Here is a 23,933-nt window from a genome sequence, read left to right as displayed (position 1 = left end):
TTTTCATACTACAAGAGTCATGCTGGCTTCCGCTGGGGTGCTGAAGTTCTGTCTGGAGGAGACGTGACATGGCTTACTATACCGGTTCCCTTGCGGCCGTTCCGACGGCGAAAAAACAGGAATATATCCAGCATATACAGGCCGCCTGGCCGCTGTTTCGAAAGCATGGCGCCACCCGCATGATCGAGAGCTGGGGCGTCGATGTTCAACGGGGCAAGGTCAACGATCTCTACGGCGCAGTGAACGCCAGGGACGATGAAACCGTCGTCTATGCGTGGATCGAATGGCCGGACAGGGCGACGGCGGATACGGCCTGGCAGAACATGCAGGACGATCCCGCCATGAAGGAAATGCCGGAAATGCCTTACGACGGCAGCCGCATGATCTTCGGCGGTTTTGCGCCGATCTTCGAGGAAGGAACGGACAAGGGCGCCGGCTACATCCAGGGCTTTGTGCTGGCGGTGCCGCAGAACAACAAGGCGGCCTATGCCGGAATGGCCGCCAGCGCCTGGGAGGACGCCTTCAAGCCCCATGGCTGCCTCGGAACGGTCGAGGCCTGGGGGGTGGATGTGCCGCACGGCAAGCAGACCGACTTCTATCGCGCCACCAGGTCCGAGGCGGGTGAAGTCCCGATGTTCAGCTGGACCGCATGGCCCGACAGGGCGACCTGCGATGCGGCGGCCAAGGCGATGGAAGCCGGCATGGAGGGGCAGGAATTCCCGGAAATGCCCTTCGACGGCATGCGCATGATGTGGGGCGGCTTCGAACCGATCTTCGATTCGGATGCAGCCCGATGAGCGTGGTTCTATACACCTACGACTGGCTGCCCGATTTTCCGCGCGGTTTCGTGCGCGATCTTCGGGTCCGCTGGGCGCTTGAGGAAACCGGACGCGCTTATGCGGTCGCGACGGTTCCGGCGCGCCCGAAAAGCGATGGCCACCGCGCCATGCAGCCTTTCGCGCAGGTGCCGATCATCCGGGATGGGGATCTGACGCTTTTCGAAAGCGGCGCCATAGCGCTTTATCTGGCCGAGGGAACGCCGCTGCTGCCGGAAGACCGTCGCGCCGAAGTGACGCAATGGCTGATCGCCGCGCTCAACTCCGTCGAGGCCGCAAGCGGCGGATGGATGGGCCTGGTTCTGGCCGAACGGATGCCCGAATTCTTCGGGCCTCCTTCGACGCCCGACGTGGTCGAGCGGGCCCGCCGCAATATGAAGGCAAAGCTCGACGCATTGGAAACACTGATGTCCGGCCGTGAGTGGATCGCCGGCGCGTTCAGCGTGGCCGATATCATGATGGTCGACGTGCTGCGCATCCCGGACGTCGAGGGTCAGTTGAGCGGCTATCCGGCGCTGGCGGATTACGTCGCGCGGGCTACCGCGCGCCCGGCGTTCAGGAAGGCGATGGACGATCACATGGCCCACTGGCGCGCTGCCGATGAGGCGCGCCAGATGAGCCGGTTCGCCTGAACCGCAATCAGCAATGAGGAGAAGGACGATGAAGTATCATGGCAATCCGTGCTGGTACGAATTGGGAACCGGCGATCTCGAGGCCGCGAGCGACTTCTATGCCGGGATTTTCGGCTGGCGGATCGCAGATAGCGGAATGGAGGGTTTCGATTATCGGCTCGCCAAATCCGATGGCGACATGGTGGCCGGAATGATGTCCAGCGCCGGCCAGACGGGAAACCCGCCGCCCCACTGGCTGATCTATTTCGCCGTGGATGACTGCGACCGGACCGTTGCCGATGTCGAAGCGGCCGGCGGCAGAGTCTACAAGGCGCCGGCCGACATTCCCGATACCGGTCGCTTTGCGGTCGTCGCGGACCCTCAGGGGGCGGTCTTCGGCCTGCTGCAACCCGATATGAGCCGGATGAGCGAGGCCGATCGCGCCAGGGCTGAAGCGGGGGAGGGTGCTTTCAACCAGAAAAAAGCCGGTCACGGCAACTGGAACGAATTGATGTCGAGCGATCCCCAGGCCGGCTTCGCCTTCTATTCCGGGCTGTTCGGCTGGACGAAGGGCGAGGCCATGGACATGGGCGACATGGGAACCTACCAGCTGTTCCGCCATAAGGACGTCGATATCGGGGCGGTGATGGGTCTCGGTAATGCACCGGCCTCGGCCTGGCTTGCCTATTTCGGTGTCGACGGCGCGGTGACGAAAACCGTGGAGGCCATCACCGCGGCGGGAGGCAAGGTTCATCATGGTCCGATGGAGGTTCCCGGCCCGGCCTATATCGCGGTGGCGCAGGACCCGCAGGGCGCATGGTTCGCGGTGGTCGGCGGCAAGATGTGAACCGGCGTCAAACCATAGCCTCGAAGCGAGAGGAGCCCGTGATGGCGAAAAACACGATCTGCATCTGGTACGACAGGGAGGCCGAAGCCGCCGCCCGCTTTTATGCCGGGATTTTTCCCGACAGCACCGTCACCGCCGTCCGCCGTGCGCCCGCCGATTTCCCCTCGGGCAAGAAGGGCGACGTGCTGACGGTCGAATTCACGGTGGCAGGCGTCCCTTGTCTCGGTCTCAATGGCGGGCCGACCTTCCGGCATAGCGAAGCCTTCTCGTTCCAGATCGCCACCGACGATCAGGAGGAAACCGACCGTTACTGGAACGCCATCGTCGGCAATGGCGGGCAGGAAAGTGTGTGCGGCTGGTGCAAGGACAGATGGGGCATCTCCTGGCAGATCACGCCGCGCGTGCTCACCGAGGCGTTGGCGGTCGGCGGTGAGGAGGCCAGGCGCGCGTTTGAAGCGATGATGACCATGAAGAAAATCGATGTGGCCGCCATTGAGGCGGCGCGGCGCGGTGACGGCTGAAGTCTGTCATCCCGCCGTTATGAAAGCCGCTTAATGCTCATTGCCGGAAAGACGGTGCTGGAACCGTCGATGCACAGCTGTGCAAGGGTAGAAAATGAGCAAGAACGGCTTTCTCGGCATCGAGGGCATTACGGTTGGCTATGGCCGGACGCCGGTGCTGAATGCGCTGGACCTGTCCATCCGCCAGGGCGAATTCGTGGCTCTTCTCGGATCGTCCGGTTGCGGTAAGACCACTCTGCTGCGGGCGATCGCAGGCTTCGTCAAACCATCGGCCGGCAGCATCCGGGTCGACGGCCGCGATGTTTCCCGGCTGCCGCCCGACAAGCGTGGCATGGCGCTGGTCTTCCAGTCCTACGCGCTGTGGCCGCATATGACGGTGGCGCAGAATATCGGTTACGGCCCCAGGCTGCGCGGCATGGCGCGCGCCGACATCGTGCGCCGCGTCGATGAATTGCAGGAACTTCTCGGCCTGGCGGGTCTCGGCCAGCGCAAGCCCGCCGCCCTTTCGGGCGGACAGCGCCAGCGCGTCGCGCTCGGCCGTGCATTGGCCGTCGATCCGGCGATCCTGCTTCTGGACGAACCGCTGTCCAATCTGGACGCACGGATCCGCCTCAAGGTCCGGCACGATATCAGCGCCCTTCAGAAGCGTCTCGGCATAACCGCCGTACACGTCACCCACGACCGCGAGGAGGCCATGGTGATGGCCGATCGCATCGTCATCATGAATGCCGGAGGCATCGCCCAGCAGGGCGCACCGGAAGAGGTTTTCAACCGGCCGTCCTCGCCCTTCGTCGCCGCCTTCATGGGTGCCGAGAATATGCTGACGCTTCCCGGTGCGCTGCGGAACGCGAGGATCGTGATCGAGGCGGGCAGCACGAATGCGCGGGCGGTGCTGCCGCTCGACGGCCGGCTGCTTCAGGACGGTCCGTTCGAAATACGCTTCCGGGCGGAGGGGGCGGAGCTTCTGGACGGACACCTTCCTCCTGCGGAAACCACCGATGCGCTGGAACTCTTCGGCCATGTCGAAGCGGCGAGCTATCCCGGCGGGACGTGGCGTCACGCCGTTCGCGTCGGCGACGACATCCTTCTCGTGGATGCAGCGCTGCCCTTCGCGCCGGGCCAGCCGGTGCGGATCCGCATCCCGGCCCGAAATCTCTTTCTTTTCCATTCGCAGGCCGACGTCACGCGGCCGCACACAGGTTCCCTGCACGACGGCCGGAAGGCCGACGTCCTGGAAACATCAGAAGCGTAATCCTACCCAACGGAGACGTCATCCCATGAAGAAAGTTCTTCAGGCAACGCTGGTTCTCGGCTTTGCGGCCCAGCCGGCCTTCGCGGCGGAACTCACCGTCCTGACGGCGGGCGACCAGAACATGGTCGACTATATCAATGAATATCTCGGGCCTCTTTTCGAGGAGCAGAATCCGGGCAATACGGTGCGCGTCGTGGGCACCGGCCCGGGCGATTCCGGCTCGCAGAAGATCGTCGAGCGTTTCGAGGCCCAGAAGCAGGCGGGCGTCGAGGCCTGGGATGCCGATGTCGCCGTCGTGCATGAGAAGTTCGTCGGCCCCATGGTGACGGGCGAATATCTCGAAGCCTATCGCGACCGGATCAGCACCGGAAAGCTGGTGACCCGCGCAAACGCCGATATGGCGCTCGGTTCGCCGGTCAAGGGCTACGTCATGCCGATGTTCAACAGCCAGACGGCTCTCGCCTACAATCCGGCGCTTCTGCAAGATCCGCCGAAGAGCTACGAGGAACTGGCCGAATGGGCCAAGGCCAACCCGAAGCAGTTCGGTTACAACGGCATCAAGGGCGGCGCTTCCGGCGTCAGCTTCGTCATGGGCTGGGTCTACGCTTTTGGCGAAGGCGAGGCCGACAAGCTGATGAACGGCCCGTTCGAGGAAGGCGAGACCAGCAAGTGGAACAGCGCCTTCGACAGTCTGGCGGACTTCACCACAAACGCCACGCTGACCCCCGGCAACGCCGGCACCCTCGACCTGCTTTCGCGCGGTGAGATCGCCATGGGCCCGGTATGGGTGGACATGTTCTATTCCTGGCAGGCCAACGGCCAGTTGCCGCCCGAATTCAAGCTGGTTCTCCCGGCCCCGGGCATGCCCGGCCAGCCGATGCACTATGTGATGCCCGCCAAGGCGGCCAACAAGGAACTGGCCGAGAAGTTCATCGAACTGGCGACCAGCCCGAAGGTGCAGGCCGAAGGCATCGTCAAGCGCTTCAACTGGTATCCGGGCATCGATGCCCAGCATGTCCAGTCCGAGCTTGACGAGGCCACATGGTCGAAGCTGTTCACCGACGTGACGCCGGAGGATCTCGCCAGCTACGGCAAGCCGTTCCCGATCGCGCCCTACAATGACGCGATCCTGGAGGCCTACGAGCGCCACGTCACCAACTAGCCTCGGCTCAAGCCCCGAGGAAGTCGCCCGGTCACGGGCGGCTTCCGCGCCCTTCGTCCCCATTCGCGCCTGCGGACATGCCATGCCCATACGTCTTTTCGGATTGTTTCTCGTCCTGCCCGCGCTTGCCGTCATCGCGCTGCTGTTCGTGGTGCCGCTGACCAGTTCCGTGATCGGCGCCTTCGCGGTCGGCAGCGGATACGGACTGGGCAATTTCATCAAGGCTTTCGAGCTTTATACGTCCGACATCGTCTTCACCGTCGTCATCGTTTCCCTTTCGACGACCATCATCGGCTTTCTGTCGATCGCGATCGGCGGTTATCTGGTTCTTGGCGAAAATCCGCGCGCGGTCGCGCTTCTGCGCTGGCTCTATCGCTGGCCGCTGTTCATTCCGTTCATCGTGGTTGGCCAGATCCTGCGCACGTTTCTTGCGCGGAACGGGCTCATGAACAACGTGCTGATCGGCGTCGGCGTGATTACGCCCATGCAGGCCATGAGTTTTCTCGACTGGCGCGGCATCGTCATCGCCTTCGTCTGGAAACAGACGCCTTTCGTGGCGATGCTCGTCGCCGGTGCGATGGCGTCCGTCGACCGCAGCACCATAGAGGCGGCGCGTAACCTCGGCGCCTCGCGCCTGCGTATCCTCATCGGCATCGTCGTGCCGCAGGTGGCGACCACGCTGATGGTCGGGCTCGTGCTGTCCTTCGTCACCATGATGTCGGTGCTGTCGGTGCCGCTGATGATCAATGCGCAATCCCCCACCATGATCACCGCCGATATCGCCTTCCGCATCAACGCCTATGGCGACTATGGGGTCGCCAATGCGCTGGGCCTGATTTCCCTTGTCGCCAGCGCCTGCGTCGGCTGGTTCTATCTGCGTCAGAGCATGAGGAAACGCTCGTGAGCCTCGCCGTTCATACCGCCGCCCGCCCCGACTTCACGGTGGATCTTTGGTGGATCCCCCGCGCCGTCATTCTCGGCCTGCTTGCCTTCGCCATTTTCGGACCGTTGATGAACCTGCTGCTATGGACCGTTGCCGAGCGCTGGTATTTCCCGCACACCCTGCCGCTGGAATACGGGTTCAGCTATTGGGCGCGCGTTTTCTCGCCGCGCGGCGTCGCGATGGAATCGCTGGCCAACAGCATCGTCGTGGCGGGGCTGACGGTGATCGTCGCCATGGCGCTGGCCGTGCCGGCGGGATATGCGCTGGCGCGCCTGAAACTGCCGTTCCGCGCCCTGATCCTGCTCGCTTTCCTGATTCCCCAGGCCTTTCCGAGCCTGCCCGTCTATGTGAACATCGCCCGGCTCTTCTACCAGATCGGCCTCAACGGCACGGTGACGGGCGTCGTTCTGGTGCATGTGACCCACGGGCTCGTCTATGCGGTGTGGATCGCCACGGCCGCCTTCTCCGCCGTGGATGTCGAACTGGAGGAGGCCGCCCGCTCCATGGGTGCCGGAGCCATGCGTACATTCCGCGACGTGACGCTGCCGCTTGCGGCGCCGGGCCTGCTGGCCAGCGCGATCTTCGTCTTCCTCGAATCGCTGGATGAGTTCACGGGCAGCTATTTCATCGGCGCGCCGGATGTGAACACGCTGCCGCTGCTGCTCTACACGGCCAGCGCCGGGGGAAACTATCAGGTCGCCTCGATCACCGCGCTCCTGCTCCTCATCCCTTCCGTGGCTTTCATGCTGATCGTCGAGCGCTTCCTGAGGTCCGACGTGCTTTCGAAGGTCGGACATTGAGGCGCGGAAACTGTCCCCGGACGCCGGGCTTCGTCAGTGCGCAACAGGTGGCGGATCTGGCAGGCGTTTCGCGCTCGGCGGTCTCCCGCACGTTCACGCCGGGCGCAAGCGTCGCGCTGGAAACCCGTGAAAAGGTTCTGGAGGCGGCGACTACGCTCGGCTATCAGGTCAACGACCTTGCCCGCGGGCTGCTTGCCAATCGCAGCCGTCTTGTCGGCCTTGTCGTCACCAAGCCGGAAGTCGGATTCCGGGCGCATCTCGTGGCTTCGCTCTCGCGCGCGCTCATCCGGCGCGGCAATATTCCGTTCCTCATCGACACCGGCAGTTCCGAACAGGAGATGCAGGCGGCACAGGCCGCCCTCTTCGGCTACCGCGCCGAGGCGACGATCATCCTGTCGGGCTCTCCGCCGGCTTCCTTCGCCGAACTGGCGCGGCGAAACGGCCAGCCGCTCGTGATGATCGGTCGTGCCGAAGCGGATCGGGATCATGTGCGCACCGACAATCGCCGCGCCGCCGCAAGGGCTGCCGCCATCTTCGTGCGAAGCGGTATGAATCGTCTTGCCGTGGCCGGGTCGGCCTCCGGCACACCGAGCATCGTGGAACGCGAGGACGCTTTTGTCGAAGCGGCGGAACGTCTGGGCGCGGCGGTTCGAATCGCGCGCGGAAGCGACACCGACTATGCCGGCGGGCAGGAGGCGGCGGCTGTCCTTCTCGGCTTGCGACCGCGGCCGGAGGCGATCTTCTGCGTCAACGATCTGATGGCGCTCGGCCTCATGGACGCCGCGCGCAGCCGTTTCGGCTGCCGCATCCCGCAGGACCTCTCGGTCATCGGTTTCGACGATATCCCGGAGGCGTCCTGGGACGCCTACCGCCTGACCACATTCCGGCAGGACCCGGAGGAAATCGCCGCCCGTGCGATCGGCCAACTCGAGCGCCGGCTGAGCGATCCGGAGGCGGCTCCCTCCACGGTGCAGCTGGAATCCGTATTCATCGCGCGCGACAGCGCTCACCTTGGAAGACCGGACGATGCAGAATGAAACGACCCCTGGGCGGCGGGCGCCCTTCGACGTCATGAAGCTTGTTATCGTCTCCGATCTTCATCTCGTCGCGCCCGGCGAGACGCTGTTCGGCCTCGATCCATTGGAACGTCTCGAAGCCTGTATCGGCGATATCAATGCTAATCATGCCGATGCCGATCTCGTGGTTTTTGCCGGCGACCTGACCGATGACGGCAGGGCCGACGCCTATGCGGCGCTTGCCGACCGTCTCGGCTTCCTGCTGCCGCCGCATCGCCTGATGCTGGGCAATCACGACGATCGTGCGGCCTTCCGGCAGGTCTTCGCCGATGCGCCCGAGATCGACGGTTTCCTCCAGTCCCGCGCCGATATCGGCGGGATGCGGCTCATCTTTCTTGATACGCTCTGGCCGGGCCACGTCGCGGGGCAGCTTTGCGACCGCCGTCTGGCATGGCTCGATGAACAGCTTGCGTCCGTGGCGGACGTGCTCATGTTCCTGCACCACCCGCCGATGCCGATCGGCATCCCCTCGCTCGACGCATGCCGGCTGAGCGATCCCGACGCCCTGCTGGTGCTTCTCAAGGCGCGCGGAAACGTGCGCCATCTTTTCGCGGGCCATGTACACCGGCTGAGCCACGGCAACTGGGATGGAATTCCGTTTACGACCGTTCGCGGCACCAGCCACCAGTCGGCTCTCCGGTTTGACGGCCCGCACGCCATAAGCTTCGAGGCCTCCGCTTACAGCATCGTGCTCGCCGGTCGAAAAGGCGTGGTGGTTCATACGCAGGAGTTCGATGCGAAGAGGCCGGGAGCGTCTATGCCGGCGTCGGCCGTCATGGCGTAGAGCCGACAACGGTTCGGGGTATCGCACGATTGTTGCGTCACGCCGGGATTGCAAGGATCGGCTGCCGCCCGCATCGATACCGGAGGGTCAGCTCTTGACGAGGCGGAGCCCCTTGTCGAAGATTTTCAGGACTTGCTGGAAGTCGTGGCCGCGCTTCAGGATCATGCCGTTCGTATTCACCACGCTGTACATGCCCTGTTTGGCGGCGAGTTTCGGGTTCTTCTCGATACGGTAAAGCGGCATTTCGCCAGAGCGTTTGAAAACCGAGAAGACGGCCCTGTCGCGCAGATGGTCGATAGCGTAATCGCGCCATTCACCGTCTCCGACCATGCGGCCGTAGATCCAGAGGATGGCGTCAAGCTCGCGGCGGTTGAAGGTTACCGGAAGCGGATCCCTGCTGTTGCGATAGTCCCGTAGATCCACCACGCTTTCGGGGGACTGTTCATCCGGCTGCTCGGTCATTCATTCTCCGCGCTTACCTGTGACGGTTGCGTGACAGTTTGCCTGAGCGGCGGCGAAATGCAAGGGCGGCGGCGAAAGGGGGTCTTGCGTTTTTTCAATTCGCCGCATTTCAGCCCAACGCCCGCCCCATTTTCAGGGGAAAGTCCGCCCGTCGCTGTCGCGTGCCGGGCCGTCCGACGTAAGTGTGGAAAGCCGGTTCTGCGCCGGGAGCGTACATCGAAGTTGCCATGTATTCCGTTGCCGGCAACTTCGTGCGGTCCGGTCCGGCCGTCCTCGAACCCTCAAGCCCCAGCCCCTCGAAGACGCCGGATCGGACCTTCCCTCCTCGCGGAGTTCTCAATAGCTCCCGCTTTCCGGCACCAGCACCGTCGCGCCGAGGATCGCCCCCGGTGTTTCGGCTGTGCGCATACGCTGCAACAGGACGGCGCAGCCGCCGCCATGCTTCTGCTTTTGCAGCACCGTGGCGGGAAGGACGAGGTTGGTTTCCTTCCCCTCCCACATGCCGATGGTTTCGATTCCGGTCACGGCATGCCAGTAATTGACCGTCTTACCGCTGTTTTCACCCTGTTCGATGCGGATCGCCCGTTCACGATCGAAATAGGCCACCACGATATTGCCCTTGCCTTCGCCTTCGCCGACGTGGATGCGCAATTCGTCGTTTTCCAGTTCCATCGCCATCGGCACGGCGAGCCCCTTGCCTTCGCCGCGAAGCGCGTCGATGCGCGCGCGGATGCCGTTGAGATCGGCCCCGTTCATATGCTCGCGGCCGTTGAGAACGGCCTGCGGCGTGTAGACCCCGCTGCGGCCGAACATGCGCGCGTAGGCATATTGCCGGTCGGTATTGCCCTTGGAGGCCAGCGTGTCTTCCCAGCCGAGATAGTTCCAGTAGTCGACGTGATAGGCGAGCGCCACGACGTCGCCTTCGCGCGCCAGCGTCTCCAGCGCCTTGTCGGCAGGAGGGCAGGAGGCGCAACCCTGGCTGGTGAAGAGTTCGACGATGCCTTTGACCGGGCGGGATTCCTCGGCCAGGGCCAGGCTCGCGCTGCCCCATAGCGCGAGGAGCGTCGCCAGATATTTGACAGCACGTCGCCGCAGCATGTGATCGCTTCCAAGAAGGTGTCGGTAAGTGCCGACGTCGTCTTGGTCATACGCGTTCACGGCATCAACCGGAAGTCACAATGGAGTGAGGGCGGTCCGCCCGGGACGGTGGGGAGGGCCATGAAAAAGCCGGGGCCTGACAGGAGGCCCCGGCTATCGGATGACCGCGGCTCAGGCGGCGAGGTCGCGCAGCACCGTTTGCAGGATGCCGCCGTTGTTGACGTAGGTTACCTCGTCGAGCGTGTCGATGCGGCAGAGGATCGGAACGTCCTTCACCGTGCCGTCGGAATAGATGATCCGGGCGATCTTCTTTTCACGCGGCTTGATCTCGCCTTCCAGCCCCTCGATCGTAACGATCTCGTCGCCCTTGAGGTCGAGCGAAGCCCAGGTCGTGCCTTCCTCGAAGACGAAGGGCACGACGCCCATGCCGACGAGGTTGGAGCGATGGATGCGCTCGAAGGACTGGGCGATCACGGCCTTGACGCCAAGAAGGTTCGTGCCCTTGGCGGCCCAGTCGCGCGACGAGCCGTTGCCGTATTCGACCCCGGCGAAGATGACGAGCGGAACGCCCTCTTCCTTGTACTTCATGGCGGCGTCGTAGATCGACATCTCCTCCTTGGAGGGATAGTGGATCGTATAGCCGCCTTCCTTGCCGTTCGGACCCAGCATGTGGTTGCGGATGCGGATATTGGCGAAGGTGCCGCGCATCATCACCTCGTGGTTGCCGCGCCGCGTGCCGTACTGGTTGAAGTCGGCGATGCCGACGCCATGGTCGAGAAGATAGGCGCCGGCCGGGGACTGCGCCTTGATCGAGCCGGCCGGAGAAATGTGGTCGGTCGTGATCTTGTCACCGAACAGGCCGAGGACGCGCGCGCCCTTGATGTCGGAAAGGCCGGTTCCGGTCTTGCCCATGCCGACGAAATAGGGCGGGTTCTGCACATAGGTCGACTGGTCGTCCCAGGTATAGGTCTGTCCCGCCGGCACCTGTACGGCCTGCCAGTTGTCGTCGCCCTTGAAGACGTCGGCGTATTTCGTGGCGTAAAGCTCACGGGTGACGTACTTCATGATGAACTCCTGGATCTCCCGGGAGGAGGGCCAGATGTCCTTGAGATAGACAGGGTTGCCGTTCTGGTCTTCGCCGATCGGCTCCTTGGTGAGGTCCTTCTGGACCGAGCCCGCCAGCGCATAGGCGACGACGAGCGGCGGCGAGGCGAGGTAGTTCGCCTGGACGTCGGGAGAAATGCGACCTTCGAAGTTGCGGTTGCCCGACAGAACGCCGGCGGCGATCAGGCCCTTGTCGTTGATGGTCTTCGAGATCGGACCCGGCAGCGGGCCGGAGTTGCCGATGCAGGTGGTGCAGCCGAAGCCGACGAGGTTGAAGCCGAGGCTGTCGAGATCGTCCTGAAGGCCGGACTTGGAGAGATATTCCGCGACCACCTGCGATCCCGGCGCAAGCGAGGTCTTGACCCACGGCTTCGTCTTCAGGCCCCTGGCGACCGCGTTGCGGGCGAGCAGGCCGGCGGCGATCAGCACCGACGGGTTGGAGGTGTTGGTGCAGGAGGTGATCGCCGCGATCGCCACATCGCCATGGCCGATGTCGTAATCGGCGCCCTCGACGGCGTAGCGGTTCTGCAACTGGCCGGGCTTGTTGTATTCGCTATCGAGCGAGGCGGCGAAGCCCGATGCGATGTTTTCAAGCGCGATCCGGCCTTCGGGACGCTTCGGACCGGCCATGGAAGGCACGACGTCGCCGAGATCGAGTTCCAGCGTATCGGTGAAGACGATGGCGGAGCCGTCGCTGTCGCGCCACATGCCCTGAGCCTTGGAATAGGCTTCGACCAGCGCGATCCGGTCTTCCTCGCGGCCGGACATGGTAAGATAGTTGACGGTTTCGGCGTCAACCGGGAAGAAGCCGCAGGTCGCGCCGTATTCCGGACCCATGTTGCCGATCGTCGCGCGGTCGGCGAGCGTCATATTGTCGAGACCGGGACCGAAGAATTCGACGAACTTGGAGACCACGCCCTTCTTGCGCAGCATCTGCACGACGGTGAGCACCAGGTCGGTGGCCGTGACGCCTTCCTTCAGCTTGCCGGTCAGCTTGAAGCCGACGACTTCCGGCAGCAGCATGGAGACCGGTTGGCCGAGCATGGCGGCCTCCGCCTCGATGCCGCCGACGCCCCAGCCGAGCACGCCGAGACCGTTGATCATGGTCGTATGGCTGTCCGTGCCGACGCAGGTGTCCGGGTAGGCGACAATCTCGCCGTCTTCTTCCTTGGTCCAGACGGTCTGGCCCAGATACTCCAGATTGACCTGATGACAGATGCCGGTGCCCGGCGGCACGACGCGGAAGTTCTTGAACGCCTGCTGGCCCCACTTCAGGAAGCGGTAGCGTTCGCCGTTGCGCTGGTATTCCAGTTCGACGTTACGGGCAAAGGCGGTCGGCGTGCCGAATTCGTCGACGATGACCGAATGGTCGATGACGAGATCGACGGGAACGAGCGGGTTGATCTTCTCCGGATCGCCGCCAAGCGAGACCATCGCATCGCGCATCGCCGCAAGATCGACGACGGCGGGAACGCCGGTGAAGTCCTGCATCAGCACGCGCGCCGGGCGATAGGCGATCTCGGTTTCGACCGCGCCCTTGTTCTTCAGCCAGTCGGCGACGGCCAGGATGTGCTCCTTGGTCACCGAACGGCCGTCCTCGAAGCGCAGCAGGTTTTCGAGCAGCACCTTCATCGAGTAGGGCAGCCTGGAGATGCCGGCCAGGCCGTTGGCCTCGGCTTTCGGCAGGCTGTAATAGACATAATCGGTGTCGCCCACCGTGAGGGTCGAACGACAATTGAAACTATCTAGGGATGTAGACACTTTTATACCCCGTTCCGTCTGGTCGCCAGAAAGCTGACGTACGAACGCCCTTGCGCTGTTGCAGCGCAACTGGGATGCGGGTGCGGTCATTTCCGCTGTCCGTACGCGGAAATCATTCCCGTGTTCGGCGCTAGGATGAAATTCACGCCGACCGCTGGCGTGTTGCTGGCCTTATAGATAACTTCTAAGGAAGGTTCCAGTATACGAAACCCCAAAACGGACAATTTTTGCATTGCGGCCAAGGTCGTAGAGGGAAATGGAGCATCATGCGCCTCGTTGCCGAGGGTCTCAGCGCAAAACGGGGCGAAGACCTGATTTTCCATGATATTTCCTTCGAGGTCGCCGCCGGCGAGGCGCTGGTGGTGAAGGGCGCGAACGGCGCCGGCAAGTCGACGCTGCTGCGCGTCCTGGCCGGTCTCCTGCCGCCGGAGGCCGGTTCGGTGCGGATCGATGCTGCGGCGCACACGGTCGAGCGCCCTTGCGAAGCGTGCCACTATCTCGGCCATCGCAACGCCATGAAGCGCGAGCTTAGCGTGGAGGAAAACCTCCGTTTCTGGAAGGCCTGCCTCGGCGATCTCCAGGGGGGGCAGGGTCTGGCGGTCGATGCCGCGGCGGCGATGGTCGGCCTTGGGGGAATCACGCATCTTCCTTTCGGCTATCTGTCGGCCGGCCAGCAGCGCCGCATCGCCATGGCGAAGCTTCTGGTCGCCTGGCGGCCCGTGTGGCTTCTCGACGAGCCGACCGCGGCGCTCGATGCGGCGGCCGAAGAGATGTTCTCCGGCCTTGTGACGCGCCATCTCTCAGCCGGCGGCATCGCCATCGCCGCGACGCATCAGCCGCTCGGGCTGGGCGGGGCGAAGGAATTGCGGATGACCGGTTTTGCGGGTCTTGCGGAGGATGCGTGGTGAAGGGGCCTGCCATGTCCATTTGCATTTCGGGCAATGAAGGGGAGGGGAGGGCTCCGCCCGGCCCCGACCGTGCAGGACCGGATCGGCCTCTCCCGCAATGGCCGCTGCGCGGGAAGGCGCCCGCATGATCGCGCTTCTTGTCCGAGACCTGAGGCTTTCGGTGCGTGCCGGCGGCGGCGCGCTGATCGGCGTTCTGTTCTTCATGACGGTGGTCGCCGTCATTCCCTTCGGGGTGGGGCCGGATCTCAACCTGCTTTCGCGAATCGGCCCGGCGATTCTCTGGATCGGCGCGCTTCTCGCCTCGCTTCTCGGCCTCGACCGGTTGTTTCAGGCCGAGCGTGAGGACGGCTCGCTGGACCTTCTCCTGATGCAGGAGACGCCGCTGGTGCTGATCGTCTTCGTCAAATGCCTCGCCCACTGGATCGCGACCGGCCTGCCGCTGGTGCTGGCCTCGCCGCTTCTCGGCCTGTTCATGAATATGGACGAGATGGCGATCGGTGCGACGACGTTGACGCTTCTGGCCGGAACGCCCGCCATCACCTTTATCGGCGCGGCCGGCGCGGCGATCGCTGTCGCCTTGCCGCGTGGCGGGTTGCTGGTCTCCATTCTGGTGCTGCCGCTGGCCATTCCGGTGCTGATCTTCGGGGTGAGCGCGGTGCATGCGGCGATCGAGGATCCCGCGCCCTTCCTGCCGCCTTTTCTCATTCTCGTGGCGCTCAATCTCTTTTTCGCCGTCGTGGGGCCGGTGGCGGCCGCCGGCGCGCTGCGGCTTTCGAGCGACTGAGGGGCGATTTGACGCGAATGTGATTGCGCAAGGTCAATTGAAGCCGGGGGCATTGCGCGGTAAAGAACGCTCATGAACGAACCGAGCCTTGTCATCCGCAAATTCAGCGACCTCGCCAATCCGACGCGCTTCCTGGCGCTGGTGGCGCGTGTCTGGCCGTGGATGGCCGGCATGACGATCTGTCTTTTCGCCCTTGGCCTCTATCTCGCATTCGCCACGGTCGGCGATTACCAGCAGGGCGACACGGTGCGCATCATGTATGTGCATGTGCCTGCCGCCTGGCTGTCGATGATGGGCTATTCGGTCATGGCCGTCTCGGCGCTGGGCACGCTGGTCTGGCGGCATCCGCTTGCCGATGTCTCGGCGCGGGCGGCAGCGCCCATCGGCGCCTGTTTCACCTTCGTCGCGCTGGTGACCGGCTCCTTGTGGGGCAAGCCGATGTGGGGTACCTGGTGGGTCTGGGACGCGCGGCTGACCTCCGTCTTCGTGCTGTTCCTGATGTACCTCGGGTTGATCGCGCTCAACCGCGCCATGGACGATCCGACACGCGCGGCCAAGGTCGGCGCGGTGCTGATCCTCGTCGGTTTCATCAATATCCCGATCATCAAGTTTTCCGTGGAATGGTGGAATACGTTGCACCAGCCGGCAAGCGTGATACGGCTTGACGGACCGACCATCGATGCGGAATTCCTGCGGCCGCTGCTGGTGATGGCGGCTGCCTTCACGCTGCTGTTCCTGACCCTGCACGCGCTGGCGATGCGCAACGAGATCCTGCGCCGCCGTATCGCGGTTCTGCGCCGCCACGCCGCACGCGCCGCCGGCCGGCCGGGAGGCGCGGCATGAGCCATGCCTTCTATGTCGCGGTGTCCTATGCCGCCACTTTCGCCACGGTCGCCGGCCTCGTGCTCTGGGTTTGGCTCGACCATCGCGCCCGGCGACGCGAGCTGGAGCAGCTGGAGGCCGCGGGCGTGCGCAGGCGTTCGGCCCGGCCCGCCGCCAAATCCGGCGGGCAACCATGAGCACGCCGGAGAAGGAAAAATCCGGCGGCGCCGGCACGCGTTTCGTGCTGGCGGTGTTGCCGCTGGCGATCTTCATCGCGCTTGCGCTGGTCTTCTGGACGCAGCTTCGCAGCGGCCGGGATATTTCCGAGATCCCCTCCGCGCTGATCGGTGAAAAGGCCCCGTGGCGCGATCTCGATCCGCTCTCGGGCGCGCAGACGCCGGCCCTGACCACGCAGACGGGGCAGGGGAAGCTGACGCTCGTCAATTTCTGGGCCTCCTGGTGCGTGCCCTGCCGGCAGGAGCATCCGGTCATCCTGGCGCTTTCGAAGGATGAGCGCCTGACCGTCGTCGGGGTCAACTACAAGGACGGCCGTGAAAACGCGCTGCGTTTTCTCGGGGAGCTTGGAAACCCCTATGCGGCGATCGGCCTTGACCCGGACGGCAAGATGGCGATCGACTGGGGCGTCTACGGGATTCCTGAATCTTATCTCGTCGGTCCCGACGGCACGATCCTCTACAAGAAGGTCGGCCCCTTCGACGAAAAGAGCGTCAGGGAGGGGCTTTATCCGGCGATCGACAAGGCCTTGACGCCTGAGGCCGCCGGATAACCCCTTGAGATGCGGGCGGGAAGCCGCTCAGTGGCCGCCCGCTTCGGCGATGCCTTTGGTGAGGCTGCCGGTCGCCGGATAAAGCGGCACGAGGCAGGCCTGAAGGGCATGATAGAGGTCGCACTTGCCTGAAAAGATCGTATAGCTCGGTGTGAGATCCTCGGACAGTTCCTCGTGCCAGCCGCCGTTTTCCTGATCGAGGAAGTGGCGGGCGATCCCGTCCCAGATTTTCCGATACCAGATTTCATGAAAATCGTCGGGGCAATGCTCGTTGAGGAAGGCGGCAGCGCCCGCGCCCTCGGCCATCGGCCACCACAGCTTGCTGCGCCGGGCCGGTTCGTCGTTCCAGTCGAGAGTATAGAAGAACCCGCCCTTCTCCTTATCCCAGCCGAGGTTCACCGCCTGGGCGAAGAGGGCTTTTGCAGCTTCCGGCATCCAGTCGTGCCTTCTGCCGCCGAGCGCGTAGAGTTGCAGCACGAGGCGGGTCCACTCCAGCCAGTGGCCGGGGGTGGTGCCGGCCGGCCGGAACATCTCGTTGCCGCGATAGTCCTTGTCCAGCACCCAGTTTTCGTCGAAATGCTCAGGCACCCGGAAATGGTTCTCACCGGCCCGCCGGCGAATGATCAGGTCCGCGATGCTCTCGGCCTTGTCGAGATAGCTTTTCTCCCCCGTCGCTTCATAGGCCGCCATCAGGGCTTCCGTCAGGTGCATGTTGGAGTTCTGGCCGCGATAACCCGTAATCGGCGTCCAGTCGGCCTCGAACTCCTCGGTGATCGCGCCATGCTCCTTCTCCCAGAAGCGGGTTTCGAGAATGTTGCTGATATCGGCGATCATGCGATCCGCATCGGGATGGCCGGCGACCTTGGCGCTGGAGGCGGCGAGCAGCACGAAGGCATGGCCGTAACCCTGCTTCGTCGAATCGAGCAGGCCGGAATTGTCAAGCGACCAGTGGTAGCCGCCGCGGTCGTGGTCGCGATGCTTCTCCCACAGATAGGTCATGCCGTGGTCGACGATGGCGTCGGAACCCGGACGGCCGAGCAGGCTGCCGATGGCGAAGCAATGGACCATGCGCGCGGTCGCATGGATGCCGCGCACGGGATTGCCCGCGTTGATCGGACGGCCTTCCACATCAAGGTCGTAAAAACCGCCGCCGGGATTAAAGGCGCGGTTCTGGAAAAAGTCGAACAGGCGGTTGGCTTCCCGCCACAGCCATTGCCGGTGATAATCGCGTTTTTGCCAGGCAGCGCCGAGGGATTGGGTTGCGCCCATGTTGCGTTCTCCTCTGCGGTTGTCTGTTCCGCATTTCGGTTGTCTTTCCGCCGTCGAGCCGGGGGCGCGACGCTTGCCTGTCATGGGCCGGGATCACGCACGGCCATTCGAATGCGGCGGGCCTGCGGCGGATGGGGAGGGATTTATGCCCCAGAACGTCTGGAGCCGCAAGCCGCGGCGTCCATCGCGCGGGCGGTGGAACAGGCGCGTCCTGAGACGGCTTTGGCGGTGACGCCGCCTCCATGCGAAAAGGGCAATTTACATTTGTGGCGGAAATAAGAAAAAATAGCCTACCAATCTTATGGAAAAGATATATGAATTACCTCGCTCGAAGGGCGGCTCCTGGCTGCCGGCTGCGGAAACGACCATATCACGGTCTTGTGAAAAGGGAAGAAATGCATGAGCGATGCGAATCTCGATGACCGGATCATCTGGAATTCTGCGGAACCCCGTCGTCGGGACCGGCGGACCGGACGCTGGGTCGTCGGCAATCTCGCAATCGGCTCCGCCTTCATTTTCGTCAGCGCCATCGTCTTCGGCTTCGTCTGACATCTTCCATCCCGTCGCGTTCCCGCTGGCGGTTTCCGGCCTCTCCCCTTCGTGTTTCCCCTGAAAGCGTCGAAGCTTTTCAGTTTCGGGAATACTCGGTTTGACACGCCCCGCCCAATTCGACCATCCTCCTGATCCGCTGGCTTGACGGACGCCCTCCGTCCGCTTTCCTGCCGACTTTTCCGTCCGCCACCCGGACGGCAGGGTATTGCGGGGACGTGTTGACATGTAAAAGCGTTCACAATAATTGTTGCTGTTATTGCATGAATGCAATTTTTGGATTGGCCGGCATGGCGTGCGGAAATGACCGACCGGCCGGCCGTTTCCAGGCGGAGGAGGACCTATGAGGAAGTTTGCCGACACGATCGATCTCGAGCAGTTCCGGCGACAGGTCGAGACCGAGACGACCATGGCCATGTGCCCGACGGCCACCACCATCGAAAAGAATATTCCGATCTATGACGGTGCGTCGGTAAGCGACGCCATCGCATCCGAATGGGCTTCGATCATCGGCGAGGGGGCGGGCGTCTTCGTGGTCAAGCGCGCCTTCGCCGATCCGGGGGCGATCGATGCGGCAAGCGAGGTCTTCCGGACGATCATCGCCGACGAAAGGGCGACCGGCGGCGGGGCGGGGGACCATTTCGCCAAGGCGGGGGCCAATGACCGCATATGGAACAGCCTGCAAAAGCTCTGCCTGCGCGCGCCGGACGTCTACGCCCGTTACATGGCCAATCCGGTTATCGACATCGCCTGCCGCGCCTGGCTCGGGCCGGGCTATCAGATTGCCACCCAGGTCAATCAGGTCCGCCCCGGCGGCAAGGCGCAGGCGCCGCATCGGGATTATCACCTCGGCTTCATGACGCCCGGGCAGATGGAGGAATATCCGACCCATATCCATGCGACCGGACCGACGCTGATCCTGCAAGGCGGGGTAGCGCACTGCGACATGCCGGTGGAAAGCGGCACGACGAAGCTGCTTCCGCATTCCCAGCGCTATCTGCAAGGCTATATCGCCGCCACGCGTCCGGAGTTCCGGGACTACTTCGAAGCGCACCATGTGCAGCTTCCGCTGGAGAAGGGCGATGCGATCTTCTTCAGCCCCGCGTTGTTCCATGCGGCGGGCGAAAACCGGACGGCGGATGTCGTGCGCATGGTGAACCTGATCCAGACGGCTTCGGCCTTCGCGCGGCATATGGAAACCATCGACCGCACGGCCATGTCGCGTGCGGTCTATCCGCATCTGGCGGCGCTTTCGCCGCAGGGAAGACGGGCGGTCATCGCGGCGACGGCGGACGGCTACCCGTTTCCCACCAATCTCGACACCGATCCGCCGATCGGCGGACTTGCTCCTGAAAGCCAGCAGGATATTCTGGCCAGGGCAGTGGAGGAAGGATGGGATCAGGCAAGGCTTGATGCCGCCCTGTCCGCACAGGCGGAAAAACGCATCGCCTGAGTTTCACCCGCAACGGCTTCGGGCGGGAACAAACAGGAAGCCAAGTTCGGGAGGAACGCACTGATGAGGAAATTTCTGAAATCCCTGGCGGTCGGCGTTGTGCTTGCCACGACGGCCTTTGCCGGCGCAGCGCACGCCGACGGCGAGAAATTCGTCTGGATCAGCCATGGACCGGATAGCGACAGCTGGTTCAACGTCATCAAGAACGCGATCAAGATCACCAACGAGCAGATGGGGGTCGAAACCGAATATCGCAATCCGGCGACCGGCGATCTTGCCGACATGGCGCGCATCGTGCAGCAGAGTTCGGCCGCCGGCGTCGACGGCATCATCGTCACCATCGCCGACTTCAATGTGCTGGAAGGACCGATCAAGGATGCGGTGGCCAAGGGTATTCCGGTCGTCACCGTCAATTCGGGCACGGTGGAGCAAAGCCAGCAGCTCGGCGCGCTGCTGCATGTCGGCCAGCCGGAATACGAGGCGGGCCTGGGGGCCGGAAAACGCGCGAAGGAAGCCGGCATCACAAGCTTCGTCTGCGTCAATCACTATATCACCAACCCCGCGTCCGTTGAACGCTGCCGCGGCTTCGCCGAAGGGATCGGCGTGGACCTCGGCAACCAGATGATCGATTCCGGCATCGATCCGTCCGAAGTGGAGAACAAGGTCAAGGCCTATCTCACCGCCAATGCCGACACCGGGGCAATCCTGACGCTCGGCCCGAATTCCGCCGGCCCGTCGATCCGGGCGGTCAAGGATATGGGACTCGACGGCGAGATCTACTTCGGCACGTTCGACCTTTCCCCGGAAATCTCGGAAGGGATCAAGGACGGCACGGTTAACTTCGCCATCGACCAGCAGCCCTTCCTGCAAGGCTCGATTCCGATCCAGGTGCTGACGAACTACGTCCGCTACGGCGTGGCGCCCGCCAATTCGATCTTCACCGGTCCGGGCTTCGTGACGAAGGACAATATCGAACTCGTCGAGTCGCTGGCGGGCCAGTACCGCTGATCTGACGTCAGGCTTCGGGGCGCGCGTGCCGGATCGAGCGCTCGCGCCCCTCCACGGGAGGAGACTGCATTCATGACGGACGCTAGTCCAGACGTACGGAGGGACGAGCGTATCAAGCCCGTTTCGCCATTCCGGCGCGCGCTGATCCGGCCCGAACTGGGCGGTATTTGCGGCACCATCCTCGTTTTCCTGCTATTTGCCGCCATCGCCGGCGACAGCGGCATGTTCGCGGCCGAAGGCGTGATGAACTGGACCGTGGTATCGGCCCAGTTCATGGTCATCGCCGTCGGGGCGTGTCTCCTGATGATCGCCGGCGAGTTCGACCTGTCCACCGGTTCGATGATCGGATTTGCCGGCGTGATGATGGCGATACTCGCCATTCATTTCTCGCTGCCGCTCTGGCTTGCGATCATCCTCACATTCGCTTTCTGCGTCCTCGTCGGGGCGGTGAACGGATGGCTGGTGATCCGCACCGGCCTGCCGTCCTTCATCGTGACGCTGGCCTTTCTCTATATCCTTCGGGGGCTGACGATCTGGGGTGCGGTCTATTTCACCCGGCAGACCATCATCGGCGGCCTGAATGAAAAGACGGCGGGCGACTGGCTTGCGCCGCTGTTCGGCGGCAAGGTCCTGACCGGGCTCTTCACATGGATGGGAGAGGCGGGCTGGATCGCCACCTTCACCCGTGGCAATCGCGCGGGCCAGCCGGTGATCGACGGGGTTCCGATGCTGATCGTATGGGCGATCGTGCTGGTGATCTTCGGCCACTGGCTGTTGACCCGTACGAAGTTCGGCAACTGGATTTTCGCCTCGGGCGGCGATGCGCAGGCCGCGCGCTACGTCGGCGTGCCGGTTAACCGCGTGAAGATCCTGATGTTCATGCTGTCGGCCTTCTGTGCCTGTGTCTTCGCCACCTGCCAGGTGATGGAGTTCGGCTCCGCCTCCGCCGACCGCGGTCTCCTGAAGGAGTTCGAGGCGATCATCTGCGTGGTCATCGGCGGCGCGCTGCTGACCGGTGGCTACGGTTCGGTCATCGGGGCGGCGTTGGGAGCGATCATCTTCGGCGTGGTGCAGCAGGGACTGTTCTTCGCCAATGCCGAAAGTTCGCTCTTCCGTGTGTTCCTCGGCGTGATCCTGCTGACCGCCGTGATCATGAATACCTATATTCGCCGTATCATCACGGGAGAACGCTGATGACCGCGCTCGTGGAGATGAGGAACATAAAGAAGCACTTCGGCCATGTCATCGCGCTGGCCGGGGTATCCTTCGACGTGCATGCGGGCGAATGCCATTGCCTGCTGGGCGACAACGGCGCCGGAAAGTCCACCTTCATCAAGATCATGTCGGGCGTCTATCAGCCGACCGAGGGGGAGGTGCTGGTGGATGGTTCGCCCGTCGTCTTCGATAGCCCGCGCGCCGCCATGGCGGCGGGCATCGCCACGGTCTATCAGGACCTCGCGATGATTCCCCTGATGAGCGTCAGCCGCAATTTCTGGATGGGACGCGAGCCGGAAAAGGGCGTCTGGCCGCTCAGGACATTCGATCTTGCGAAGGCCGACGAGATCACCGTCGCCGAGATGCGCAGGATGGGGATCAGCCTGCGCGGTCCCGATCAGGCGGTGGGCACGCTTTCGGGCGGCGAGCGCCAGACCGTCGCCATCGCACGGGCGGTCTATTTCGGCGCCAAGGTGCTGATCCTCGATGAGCCGACCTCGGCGCTCGGCGTCCGCCAGACGGCGAATGTGCTGAGCACCATCGACCGGGTGCGCAAGCAGGGGATCGGTGTCGTCTTCATTACCCACAACGTCCGCCATGCGCTTGCCGTGGGCGACCGGTTCACGGTGCTGAACCGGGGGCAGACGCTCGGAACGGCGGAACGCGGTTCCGTCGACGCCGCCGCGCTCCAGGACATGATGGCCGGCGGGCAGGAAATGGCGCTGCTGGAATCCTCTCTCGGCGGTACGATCTGAGGACGGGCCGGAATGAACGAGAAGGGGCGGGCCGGAAATCGCCGGCCTGCCCCTTTTTCCATGATCCTGCCGCCCGGTATGAGCCCTCGATCCGCTTCGGCCGGCCATCCCCAAGCGCATCGCGATCCGTCGCCGCCAGATCGGATTATCTTCGCCGCAGCAGGGCGATCACGACGAACAGGGCGCCGATGGAACTGGTCACCACGCCGACGGGAAGTTCCTGAGGCGGCAGCAGGGTACGGGCGATAAGGTCGCTGGCGAGCAGGAGGACCGCGCCGAAGAGGGCGCAGACAAGGGCGAGGCGGCCGTGGAGCGGCCCGGCGAGCGGGCGGGCGACATGCGGGATCATCAGGCCGATGAAGCCGATGACGCCGGCAATGGAGACGAGAAGCGCCGTCGAGAAGCTCGCCACGAGAAAGGTCATGGTGCGCAGGCGTGCGACCGGGACGCCCAGGCTTTCCGCCGTCTCCTCGCCTCCAAGCAGCGCATCGAGGTGGCGGTGGCGGACCAGCGCGTAGCAGAGCGCCAGCGCGGCTCCCGCAAGGCCGATGCCGATGTTGCGCCAGCTTGCCAGCCCCAGCCCGCCCATCGTCCAGAAGAGCACGGAATGGGCGGCGCGCTGGTCGCCGGAGAAGACAAGGTAATTGGTGAGCGCCGTGAAGAGGAAGGACACGGCCAGTCCCGCGAGGATCAGCCGTTCGGGTCCGTAGCCCTGCGTGCGGCGAATGAGGACGAGGACGACGGCGGTGGCGCACATGCCGCCGACGAAGGCGGCGAGCGGCAGCGTAAAGACGCCGATGCGGTCGCCGATCCGGGTGATGACCGCGACGGCTCCGGCGGCCGCCCCGGCCGACAGACCGAAGAGGAACGGGTCGGCGAGATCGTTGCGGGTGACGGTCTGGAGCAGCAGGCCGATGACGCCGAGTCCCGCGCCGACTGCGATCGCGAGGATCGCGCGCGGCAGGCGCAGGTCCACGATGATGCGGTCGATCGGCCCCGGATCGCCGGCGGTGAAGCCGAGTGCGCGGGAAAGCGCGGTCGTTACCTCCGCAAGCGGGATGACGGTCGATCCGTAGATGACGGAGGCGGCGGTCAGCGCGGCCATCGCGACAAGAGCAGTCGCGAG

General features: G+C 63.9%; 25 protein-coding genes. 20 read left to right on the top strand and 5 right to left on the bottom strand.

Features of this window, described 5'->3' with window-relative positions; translation table 11 throughout:
* Positions 1 to 68: 68 nt before the first annotated feature.
* The 10 genes from KYK29_RS08220 (at position 69) to KYK29_RS08175 (ending at position 8,832) form a co-directional block, all read left to right on the top strand.
* A complete protein-coding gene (locus tag KYK29_RS08220) occupies positions 69 to 797 on the top strand; it encodes a DUF1428 domain-containing protein (RefSeq protein ID WP_254690403.1) in 729 nt (242 codons plus the stop codon).
* The gene (locus tag KYK29_RS08215) at positions 794 to 1,468 is read left to right on the top strand and encodes a glutathione S-transferase family protein (protein ID WP_254690402.1); all 675 of its coding nucleotides are present in this window, start codon (positions 794 to 796) and stop codon (positions 1,466 to 1,468) included. Before KYK29_RS08220 ends, KYK29_RS08215 begins: the two co-directional genes overlap by 4 nt.
* A gap of 28 nt (positions 1,469 to 1,496) precedes the next feature.
* Positions 1,497 to 2,294, top strand: a complete 798-nt coding sequence (locus tag KYK29_RS08210) for a VOC family protein (RefSeq protein WP_254690401.1) — start codon at positions 1,497 to 1,499, stop codon at positions 2,292 to 2,294.
* Positions 2,295 to 2,335: 41 nt separating this feature from the next.
* Entirely contained in the window at positions 2,336 to 2,815 is a 480-nt protein-coding gene (locus KYK29_RS08205; protein WP_254690400.1) for a VOC family protein, read from the top strand.
* Between the two features lie 94 nt (positions 2,816 to 2,909).
* A complete protein-coding gene (locus KYK29_RS08200; RefSeq protein ID WP_254690399.1) occupies positions 2,910 to 4,067 on the top strand; it encodes an ABC transporter ATP-binding protein in 1,158 nt (385 codons plus the stop codon).
* 25 nt (positions 4,068 to 4,092) lie between these two features.
* Positions 4,093 to 5,229: an ABC transporter substrate-binding protein gene (locus KYK29_RS08195; protein ID WP_254690398.1), complete on the top strand. Its 1,137-nt coding sequence runs from the start codon at positions 4,093 to 4,095 to the stop codon at positions 5,227 to 5,229.
* An 82-nt stretch (positions 5,230 to 5,311) separates the two neighbouring features.
* Positions 5,312 to 6,133 (top strand): ABC transporter permease, encoded by an 822-nt coding sequence (locus KYK29_RS08190; protein ID WP_254690397.1) that lies wholly within the window; start codon positions 5,312 to 5,314, stop codon positions 6,131 to 6,133.
* A 38-nt stretch (positions 6,134 to 6,171) separates the two neighbouring features.
* Positions 6,172 to 6,972 (top strand): ABC transporter permease, encoded by an 801-nt coding sequence (locus tag KYK29_RS08185; RefSeq protein ID WP_254690861.1) that lies wholly within the window; start codon positions 6,172 to 6,174, stop codon positions 6,970 to 6,972.
* A 47-nt stretch (positions 6,973 to 7,019) separates the two neighbouring features.
* Entirely contained in the window at positions 7,020 to 8,009 is a 990-nt protein-coding gene (locus tag KYK29_RS08180) for a LacI family DNA-binding transcriptional regulator (protein ID WP_437437236.1), read from the top strand.
* The gene (locus KYK29_RS08175; protein ID WP_254690395.1) at positions 7,999 to 8,832 is read left to right on the top strand and encodes a phosphodiesterase; all 834 of its coding nucleotides are present in this window, start codon (positions 7,999 to 8,001) and stop codon (positions 8,830 to 8,832) included. Before KYK29_RS08180 ends, KYK29_RS08175 begins: the two co-directional genes overlap by 11 nt.
* Before the next feature lie 87 nt (positions 8,833 to 8,919).
* Here KYK29_RS08175 and KYK29_RS08170 read toward each other — a convergent pair whose 3' ends face one another.
* The 3 genes from KYK29_RS08170 to acnA all read right to left on the bottom strand — a co-directional run bounded on the left by KYK29_RS08170 (position 8,920) and on the right by acnA (position 13,257).
* Entirely contained in the window at positions 8,920 to 9,294 is a 375-nt protein-coding gene (locus tag KYK29_RS08170; RefSeq protein ID WP_254690394.1) for a DUF2794 domain-containing protein, read from the bottom strand.
* A gap of 336 nt (positions 9,295 to 9,630) precedes the next feature.
* A complete protein-coding gene (locus tag KYK29_RS08165; protein WP_254690393.1) occupies positions 9,631 to 10,392 on the bottom strand; it encodes a DUF1223 domain-containing protein in 762 nt (253 codons plus the stop codon).
* Positions 10,393 to 10,563: 171 nt separating this feature from the next.
* Positions 10,564 to 13,257, bottom strand: coding sequence for an aconitate hydratase AcnA (gene acnA / locus KYK29_RS08160; RefSeq protein ID WP_254690392.1), 2,694 nt, complete (start codon positions 13,255 to 13,257; stop codon positions 10,564 to 10,566).
* Positions 13,258 to 13,523: 266 nt separating this feature from the next.
* On the opposite strand from acnA, the gene ccmA reads away from it, so the two are divergent.
* From ccmA to KYK29_RS08135, 5 genes are all read left to right on the top strand, one after another.
* Complete coding sequence (gene ccmA, locus KYK29_RS08155) at positions 13,524 to 14,165, top strand: heme ABC exporter ATP-binding protein CcmA (RefSeq protein ID WP_254690391.1); 642 nt, start codon at positions 13,524 to 13,526, stop codon at positions 14,163 to 14,165.
* Positions 14,166 to 14,289: 124 nt separating this feature from the next.
* Positions 14,290 to 14,949: a heme exporter protein CcmB gene (ccmB, locus tag KYK29_RS08150; RefSeq protein WP_254690390.1), complete on the top strand. Its 660-nt coding sequence runs from the start codon at positions 14,290 to 14,292 to the stop codon at positions 14,947 to 14,949.
* A gap of 72 nt (positions 14,950 to 15,021) precedes the next feature.
* On the top strand, positions 15,022 to 15,792 hold the full coding sequence (locus tag KYK29_RS08145) for a heme ABC transporter permease (RefSeq protein ID WP_254690389.1): 771 nt from the start codon (positions 15,022 to 15,024) through the stop codon (positions 15,790 to 15,792).
* Positions 15,789 to 15,968 (top strand): heme exporter protein CcmD, encoded by a 180-nt coding sequence (ccmD, locus tag KYK29_RS08140; RefSeq protein WP_254690388.1) that lies wholly within the window; start codon positions 15,789 to 15,791, stop codon positions 15,966 to 15,968. The genes KYK29_RS08145 and ccmD overlap by 4 nt, the downstream gene beginning before the upstream one ends.
* Complete coding sequence (locus KYK29_RS08135) at positions 15,965 to 16,558, top strand: DsbE family thiol:disulfide interchange protein (RefSeq protein ID WP_254690387.1); 594 nt, start codon at positions 15,965 to 15,967, stop codon at positions 16,556 to 16,558. The genes ccmD and KYK29_RS08135 overlap by 4 nt, the downstream gene beginning before the upstream one ends.
* A 27-nt stretch (positions 16,559 to 16,585) precedes the next feature.
* Here the strand turns inward: KYK29_RS08135 and KYK29_RS08130 are convergent, their stop codons facing one another.
* The gene (locus KYK29_RS08130; protein ID WP_254690386.1) at positions 16,586 to 17,827 is read right to left on the bottom strand and encodes an AGE family epimerase/isomerase; all 1,242 of its coding nucleotides are present in this window, start codon (positions 17,825 to 17,827) and stop codon (positions 16,586 to 16,588) included.
* Positions 17,828 to 18,226: 399 nt separating this feature from the next.
* Between KYK29_RS08130 and KYK29_RS08125 the strand changes: the two genes are divergently transcribed.
* From KYK29_RS08125 to KYK29_RS08105, 5 genes are all read left to right on the top strand, one after another.
* The gene (locus tag KYK29_RS08125) at positions 18,227 to 18,376 is read left to right on the top strand and encodes a hypothetical protein (protein ID WP_254690385.1); all 150 of its coding nucleotides are present in this window, start codon (positions 18,227 to 18,229) and stop codon (positions 18,374 to 18,376) included.
* A gap of 343 nt (positions 18,377 to 18,719) precedes the next feature.
* Positions 18,720 to 19,829 carry a phytanoyl-CoA dioxygenase family protein gene (locus tag KYK29_RS08120; RefSeq protein WP_254690384.1) on the top strand — a complete coding sequence of 370 codons (1,110 nt, stop codon included), beginning with the start codon at positions 18,720 to 18,722 and terminating at the stop codon, positions 19,827 to 19,829.
* 63 nt (positions 19,830 to 19,892) lie between these two features.
* The gene (locus KYK29_RS08115; RefSeq protein WP_254690383.1) at positions 19,893 to 20,837 is read left to right on the top strand and encodes a sugar ABC transporter substrate-binding protein; all 945 of its coding nucleotides are present in this window, start codon (positions 19,893 to 19,895) and stop codon (positions 20,835 to 20,837) included.
* A 72-nt stretch (positions 20,838 to 20,909) separates the two neighbouring features.
* A complete protein-coding gene (locus tag KYK29_RS08110) occupies positions 20,910 to 22,031 on the top strand; it encodes an ABC transporter permease (protein ID WP_254690382.1) in 1,122 nt (373 codons plus the stop codon).
* Complete coding sequence (locus KYK29_RS08105; protein WP_437437235.1) at positions 22,031 to 22,807, top strand: ATP-binding cassette domain-containing protein; 777 nt, start codon at positions 22,031 to 22,033, stop codon at positions 22,805 to 22,807. The genes KYK29_RS08110 and KYK29_RS08105 overlap by 1 nt, the downstream gene beginning before the upstream one ends.
* Positions 22,808 to 22,952: 145 nt before the next feature.
* Here the strand turns inward: KYK29_RS08105 and KYK29_RS08100 are convergent, their stop codons facing one another.
* Positions 22,953 to 23,912 (bottom strand): FecCD family ABC transporter permease, encoded by a 960-nt coding sequence (locus KYK29_RS08100; RefSeq protein WP_254690859.1) that lies wholly within the window; start codon positions 23,910 to 23,912, stop codon positions 22,953 to 22,955.
* Between the last annotated feature and the right edge of the window lie 21 nt (positions 23,913 to 23,933).

It is taken from the genome of Shinella daejeonensis (genome assembly GCF_024281235.1).
Classification (GTDB): domain Bacteria; phylum Pseudomonadota; class Alphaproteobacteria; order Rhizobiales; family Rhizobiaceae; genus Shinella; species Shinella daejeonensis.
This window is presented reverse-complemented; position numbering and strand designations above follow the sequence as displayed.

Bases quoted from the DNA above. Each gene is read 5' to 3' on its own strand.
- KYK29_RS08100 (WP_254690859.1), bottom strand. From the start codon at position 23,912: ATGGCCGCGCTGACCGCCGCCTCCGTCATCTACGGATCGACCGTCATC.
- KYK29_RS08145 (WP_254690389.1), top strand. From the start codon at position 15,022: ATGAACGAACCGAGCCTTGTCATCCGCAAATTCAGCGACCTCGCCAAT.
- ccmD (WP_254690388.1), top strand. From the start codon at position 15,789: ATGAGCCATGCCTTCTATGTCGCGGTGTCCTATGCCGCCACTTTCGCC.
- KYK29_RS08105 (WP_437437235.1), top strand. From the start codon at position 22,031: ATGACCGCGCTCGTGGAGATGAGGAACATAAAGAAGCACTTCGGCCAT.
- ccmA (WP_254690391.1), top strand. From the start codon at position 13,524: ATGCGCCTCGTTGCCGAGGGTCTCAGCGCAAAACGGGGCGAAGACCTG.
- KYK29_RS08120 (WP_254690384.1), top strand. From the start codon at position 18,720: ATGAGGAAGTTTGCCGACACGATCGATCTCGAGCAGTTCCGGCGACAG.
- KYK29_RS08205 (WP_254690400.1), top strand. From the start codon at position 2,336: ATGGCGAAAAACACGATCTGCATCTGGTACGACAGGGAGGCCGAAGCC.
- KYK29_RS08175 (WP_254690395.1), top strand. From the start codon at position 7,999: ATGCAGAATGAAACGACCCCTGGGCGGCGGGCGCCCTTCGACGTCATG.
- ccmB (WP_254690390.1), top strand. From the start codon at position 14,290: ATGATCGCGCTTCTTGTCCGAGACCTGAGGCTTTCGGTGCGTGCCGGC.
- KYK29_RS08130 (WP_254690386.1), bottom strand. From the start codon at position 17,827: ATGGGCGCAACCCAATCCCTCGGCGCTGCCTGGCAAAAACGCGATTAT.
- KYK29_RS08125 (WP_254690385.1), top strand. From the start codon at position 18,227: ATGAGCGATGCGAATCTCGATGACCGGATCATCTGGAATTCTGCGGAA.
- KYK29_RS08135 (WP_254690387.1), top strand. From the start codon at position 15,965: ATGAGCACGCCGGAGAAGGAAAAATCCGGCGGCGCCGGCACGCGTTTC.
- KYK29_RS08195 (WP_254690398.1), top strand. From the start codon at position 4,093: ATGAAGAAAGTTCTTCAGGCAACGCTGGTTCTCGGCTTTGCGGCCCAG.
- KYK29_RS08170 (WP_254690394.1), bottom strand. From the start codon at position 9,294: ATGACCGAGCAGCCGGATGAACAGTCCCCCGAAAGCGTGGTGGATCTA.
- KYK29_RS08190 (WP_254690397.1), top strand. From the start codon at position 5,312: ATGCCCATACGTCTTTTCGGATTGTTTCTCGTCCTGCCCGCGCTTGCC.
- KYK29_RS08220 (WP_254690403.1), top strand. From the start codon at position 69: ATGGCTTACTATACCGGTTCCCTTGCGGCCGTTCCGACGGCGAAAAAA.
- KYK29_RS08165 (WP_254690393.1), bottom strand. From the start codon at position 10,392: ATGCTGCGGCGACGTGCTGTCAAATATCTGGCGACGCTCCTCGCGCTA.
- KYK29_RS08110 (WP_254690382.1), top strand. From the start codon at position 20,910: ATGACGGACGCTAGTCCAGACGTACGGAGGGACGAGCGTATCAAGCCC.
- KYK29_RS08115 (WP_254690383.1), top strand. From the start codon at position 19,893: ATGAGGAAATTTCTGAAATCCCTGGCGGTCGGCGTTGTGCTTGCCACG.
- KYK29_RS08200 (WP_254690399.1), top strand. From the start codon at position 2,910: ATGAGCAAGAACGGCTTTCTCGGCATCGAGGGCATTACGGTTGGCTAT.
- KYK29_RS08210 (WP_254690401.1), top strand. From the start codon at position 1,497: ATGAAGTATCATGGCAATCCGTGCTGGTACGAATTGGGAACCGGCGAT.
- KYK29_RS08215 (WP_254690402.1), top strand. From the start codon at position 794: ATGAGCGTGGTTCTATACACCTACGACTGGCTGCCCGATTTTCCGCGC.